The sequence below is a fragment of the Bradyrhizobium sp. NAS96.2 genome (assembly GCF_001908235.1).
In the GTDB taxonomy this organism is placed as follows: Bacteria; Pseudomonadota; Alphaproteobacteria; order Rhizobiales; family Xanthobacteraceae; genus Bradyrhizobium.
The window spans coordinates 1-4773 of the sequence record NZ_LGHK01000276.1 but is presented as its reverse complement, the minus strand read 5'-3'; the positions used below and the strand labels follow the sequence as shown (position 1 = coordinate 4773).

At 65.8% G+C, this 4773-nt stretch carries 5 protein-coding genes and 1 pseudogene; 2 read left to right on the top strand and 4 right to left on the bottom strand.

Features of this window, described 5'->3' with window-relative positions:
* From AC628_RS44955 to AC628_RS39150, 3 genes and pseudogenes are all read right to left on the bottom strand, one after another.
* Positions 1 to 410, bottom strand: a pseudogene (locus AC628_RS44955) (S8 family serine peptidase); the annotation flags it as partial.
* 32 nt (positions 411 to 442) lie between these two features.
* Positions 443 to 1204 (bottom strand): hypothetical protein, encoded by a 762-nt coding sequence (locus AC628_RS39155; RefSeq protein WP_074131989.1) that lies wholly within the window; start codon positions 1202 to 1204, stop codon positions 443 to 445.
* Positions 1201 to 1770 (bottom strand): sigma-70 family RNA polymerase sigma factor, encoded by a 570-nt coding sequence (locus AC628_RS39150; RefSeq protein WP_035652535.1) that lies wholly within the window; start codon positions 1768 to 1770, stop codon positions 1201 to 1203. Before AC628_RS39150 ends, AC628_RS39155 begins: the two co-directional genes overlap by 4 nt.
* A 417-nt stretch (positions 1771 to 2187) precedes the next feature.
* On the opposite strand from AC628_RS39150, the gene AC628_RS39145 reads away from it, so the two are divergent.
* Positions 2188 to 3336 (top strand): GGDEF domain-containing protein, encoded by a 1149-nt coding sequence (locus AC628_RS39145; protein WP_074131988.1) that lies wholly within the window; start codon positions 2188 to 2190, stop codon positions 3334 to 3336.
* 57 nt (positions 3337 to 3393) lie between these two features.
* Positions 3394 to 4500, top strand: coding sequence for a DUF2336 domain-containing protein (locus AC628_RS39140; RefSeq protein WP_050420164.1), 1107 nt, complete (start codon positions 3394 to 3396; stop codon positions 4498 to 4500).
* A gap of 109 nt (positions 4501 to 4609) precedes the next feature.
* On the opposite strand, the gene AC628_RS39135 is transcribed toward AC628_RS39140, so the two are convergent.
* Positions 4610 to 4773: NrsF family protein (locus tag AC628_RS39135; protein WP_143202048.1), on the bottom strand; the 164-nt coding region annotated here is incomplete at its 5' end.

Genomic DNA, 4773 nt, shown 5'->3' with positions numbered 1-4773 from the left:
GCCCTGCCCTTCCTCGCCGCGCCCTTGCCGCCACCGTTGCCGGCGCCCGGCCGGTCGGAGCACGGACCACGATCGCCGTCGTCGCATGCGGTGGAGAAACGGGGTGCGTGGCGTGCATTGGGCGGCCGCATTCCCGATCGCGGCCCCTCGTCGGTCCACGACGTAGCCGGGCCGCGGTCGGCCGATAACGGCGCATGGCCAGCCATGCCGCCGAACCCGCCCGCGGCATTGCCACCTACCCTACCGATGCCAGGATTGACCCGCGGACCGGGCGACATTTGTGGCCCGGTGCCAACAGGCGATCGCATGAAATTCTGGGCGTAGGCCGAACCGGACAGGCAAACCAGCAGCAGCGCCGCGGCCGCGACGGCCGCTCTGTTCGTCGATCTGGTCCGGCCGTTGGCGGTCATGGTGACCTCGGCGCAGAACCGTCAGCCGCAGTCTACGGCGTCTCCACCGCGAGGCTGACGATCTTCTCTTTCTGCAAACGGGCGATCAGCGACGCGACGCCATCCTTGTCCATCGCGCGGAACTGCAACCGGAACATGCCGCCCTTCCCGTCGACGATCGAGCCCTGGTAATTCTCCAGCAGCGACGTGATGTCGGCGATTCTGGCATCCGGCGTGAAGCGCACCAACAGCCGCGTCGGCGTTGCCGCCACGCTGGCGCCAAGATCGCGGGTGATCGGCGCGCTGGGCGCACTCGGGGCTGCGCTAGGCGCAATGGCCGCGCTCGGCGCGCTACGCTGTTCGGCGGCATCGAGCGAGGCGGTCTGGAACGAAGCCGGCTGGCTGCGCATCAGCACCGCGCCGATCACGCCCGCCTGCAACAGCACCACGATCGCGCCGAGGCTCGACGACCAGGCCAGCGTCCGCGGCGACAATCTGGAGAAGAACTCCGAGATCCCGGCCGACATGCGTGCCCCCGCCGACGGCTTGCGCTCCGGCTCGGCATCGATCGCGGCAAACAGCTTCTGCATGGCGCGAGCCGAGGGCGCACCGAGGCTCTCGTTGAGGCCGATGGTCTCGGCATATTCCTCGCGGATGACGGCATACTGCCGGGCGAGCTCCGGATCGGAAGCGAGCGCGTCCTCGACGCGGCGCGCGTCACGCGCGTTCAGCGTGCCGGCCGCGTGCCAGGGCAGCAGCATCTCGACATCGTCAGGTTCTTGACCCTGCACCTTCTTGTTGCTCGCAGCCGTCATGGCCAACCTCGCTCGACACCGGCTGCCTTCAGCAACTCGGCAAGTTTCTTGCGCGCATAGAACAGGCGCGTCTTCACGGTGTTCTCCGGAATCCCGACGATCTCAGCGACGTCCTCCACGGATTTCTCGTGATAGTAGACAAGATCGACGATCTCCCGGTGTTCCGCTGACAGTCCCGTCAGGCACTTACGCAGCGTCGCGCCGGTGTCCTTCTTCTGCACCACCGTTTCCGGATCGTCGGACGTATCCTCGATCGCGTTCGCGGCCTCATCGTCCAGTTCGGCGTCTTTCCTTCGCCGCAGCGAAGACAACGCCTTGAACCGGGTAATCGCCAGAAGCCAGGTTGAAACGGCGGATCGTCCCTCAAACTTGCCCGCCTGACGCCACACGTCCAGAAAGACCTCGCTGATGAGGTCCTCCGCCACCTGTTCGTCCCGCACGAGCCGAAGCCCGAAGCGGTACACCCTGACATGATGCCGTCCGTACAGCACCTGCATGGCGAGCCGGTCGCCTTGAGCGATCCGAGCGATCAGAACCTCGTCTGAAGCCGCCTGTGTCGCGCTCAATGGCCGTCTCGCAAAGTTGGTCTGAGGGGGGTGGCGCGTGGTTCGACGCGAGAGCCAAGATTCTTCACATTACGGCAATGTCCAGACCGCATGTGTGATCTATGACACAGTCGACGATTCCAATGAGGAAAAATCGCCGCAGACTCGACAAACGGTATCATAACACCAAAAACTCTCGCGGACGCCCACCGTCCGGGCGGACCATACCAAGCCTTGGCCGGCAAGCCAGCGCCGTTGCGAAGGCTGCATCGGCGCAAGCTCGCGGCAGGTGCCCTCCCGATCCCTCGCGGTGAACGGATTCCCCTTACGAAACAAGGGTGATGACCGGGTTCCACCGGAGCAGATTCGGTTCCGAAAGATACCAAACCTAAAGGCTTTCCCACTTAGATTTTCGCCGGATTTCACAATGGCGAGACCATGGGCAGCGCTGCGTCGTCACTTCCCAGCCCGGTCGCGGGCGCATCGGAAAGCGGCCGTCCCAGGCTGACGGTCGAGCGCCTGGCGCGGCGGGCCAGGCAGCGCCGCCAGATCCAATCGATGATCGCCGCCTGCTTCGTGCTCGATGCAGCCGTGCTGCTGATCTACGCACATGCCGGCACCACGTCGGCGCTGGTGGCGGCGAGCTATGCCCTGACCGGCCTCTTTCTCGTCGCGGTCTATGTGCTGCTCTCGGAGCGCGGCTTTCACGAGCGCTTCCGCGATCACTACCTGGTCGCGCCGCAATCGGCCGTCAACATGGTGAACCTGCTGGTGTTCACCTACATCGCGCCGGAAGTCGGCGTGCTGTTCCTCTGCAATCTGTTCGTGGTGTTCGGCTTCGGCGCGCTGCGGACCTCGGCGCGGCAGACCGCTGTTGTCTGGACCATCATGGTGCTGGGCCTCGCCGCGCTGTTCCTCGGCACCGACAAGGCGATCGGGATGCCGACCGGCACCCGGATCGACCGCCTCGCCACCATGCTGGTGTTCGCGCTGACGATCGGGCGCTGCATGTATCTCGGCATCTTCTCGAGCTCGATGCAGCAATCGCTGTATCAGAGCGGCGTGAAGCTGAGGGAGGCCTACCGGCGCATCGAGGAGCTCGCCGAGCTCGACGAGCTGACCGGCACCTCCAATCGCCGCAGCATCATGCGCACGCTCGAGGACGAGATCGCGCGCTGCGCCCGCAACGGCAGCACCTGCGCGGTGGCGCTGATCGACCTCGACCATTTCAAGCGCATCAACGACGTCTACGGCCATCCGGTCGGCGACGAGGCGCTGCGCACCTTCGCCATCGGCATGTTCGCCAATCTCCGCAGCATCGACCGCTTCGGCCGCTATGGTGGCGAGGAATTCCTGCTGGTGCTGCCCGACCTGTCGCAGGACCAGGCGATGCGCGCGCTCGAGCGGCTGCGCGCCATCATCGCCGATCTCGACTGGAGCGCATTCTCGCCCGGCATGCGGGTGACGATCTCCGCAGGCGTCACGACGCTCAAGCCGAACGAAAACTCCGACACATTGCTCGCCCGCGCCGACGGCGCGCTTTACGCAGCCAAGGCCAGGGGACGCAACCGCATCGCCAGCGCCTGATCTTTCATTTCCTATTCGGCGGCGGAGAATCCGTCGCCATCGCTCCAGGACAGAGTCATGAGTTTGAAGCCCGAGACCGCCCCCGAAAGTCTGCTCGACGAGCTGCAGACGACGCTTGCGCACGGCACCGTTGCGCGCCGTGTGGAGACGCTGCGCCGCGTGACCGACCTCTTCATCAACGGTTCGGTGAACTATTCGAACGAGCAGATCGTGCTGTTCGACGACGTTTTCCAATGCCTGCTCGAGCACATCGAAAACTCGGCCAAGGCGCTGCTCGCCAACCGCCTCGCCCCGATCGACACCGCGCCGCCGCAGACTATCCGCACCCTTGCATTCGACGATCTGATCGAGGTCGCAGGCCCGGTGCTGACGCTGTCGCCGCGGCTCGACGACGACACCCTGATCGAGACCGCACGCAGCAAGAGCCAGGCACATCTGCTCGCGATCTCCAACCGCAAGACGCTGAGCGGCGCCGTCACCGACGTGCTGGTGCTGCGCGGCAATGACGAGGTGATCCAGAGCGCGGTCAACAATCCCGGCGCGGAGTTCACCGAGCGCGGCTTCACCCGGCTGGTCAGCCGCGCCGAGGGCGACGACAATCTGTCGACCTGCGTCGGCCTGCGCCCGAACATCCCGCGGCATCTCTATCTCAAGCTGGTCGCGAAGGCCTCCGACACCGTCAGGCAGCGGCTCGAGGCTGCCAATCCGCAGCAGGCCAAGGAGATTCCGATCGCGGTGAAGGAAGCGACGCGACGCGCGCGCTCGGCACCCTCCGGCGTGACGCCGGACACCACGATCGCGCATGCGCTGGTCAAGTCGCTCTACCAGGACGGCCGGCTCGACGAATTCCAGCTCGCGGCCTTCGCCGAGGCCGGCAAGTTCGACGAGACCAACGCCTCGCTTGCCGCGCTCGCCAACGTCTCGGTCAGTATCGCCGAGAACATGATGATCGAAACCCGCGCCGAGGGCGTCATGATCCTGGCCAAGGTGTCGGGCCTGTCATGGTCGACGGTGCGATCGATCATCAATTTGCGCGACGACATCTCGGGCGGCGAGCCGACCGACCTACAGGCCTGCAAGGACACCTATGAGCGGCTGCGGCCATCGACGGCGCAGCAGGTGCTGCGCTTCCATCGCATGCAGCAATCCGCGCCCGCGGCCTGATATCTCAGGCGACTTCCCGTAGCCCGGATGAAGCGCAGCGCAATCCGGGACCAGTCCGCCCGCGGATAGAGACCCGGACTTCGCTTCGCTCCATCCGGGCTACAAGCAGTCAGTACCGCAGCGCCCGCTTCCCCATCAGCGCGCCGACGCTCGCGACGATCGCGGTCGCCAGCGTGTACCAGGTGGCGACGAACAGCGGCGAGTCGTCGGTGCAGTGCGACGCATAGACGGTGGCCGCGAGGCCCGCGCAGAGCAGGCCCGCCACCGCGCCGG

What these genes read in the sequence shown, in the direction of transcription:
- AC628_RS39155 (WP_074131989.1), bottom strand. Translation starts at nt 1,204, where the DNA reads ATGACGGCTGCGAGCAACAAGAAGGTGCAGGGTCAAGAACCTGACGAT.
- AC628_RS39145 (WP_074131988.1), top strand. Translation starts at nt 2,188, where the DNA reads ATGGGCAGCGCTGCGTCGTCACTTCCCAGCCCGGTCGCGGGCGCATCG.
- AC628_RS39140 (WP_050420164.1), top strand. Translation starts at nt 3,394, where the DNA reads ATGAGTTTGAAGCCCGAGACCGCCCCCGAAAGTCTGCTCGACGAGCTG.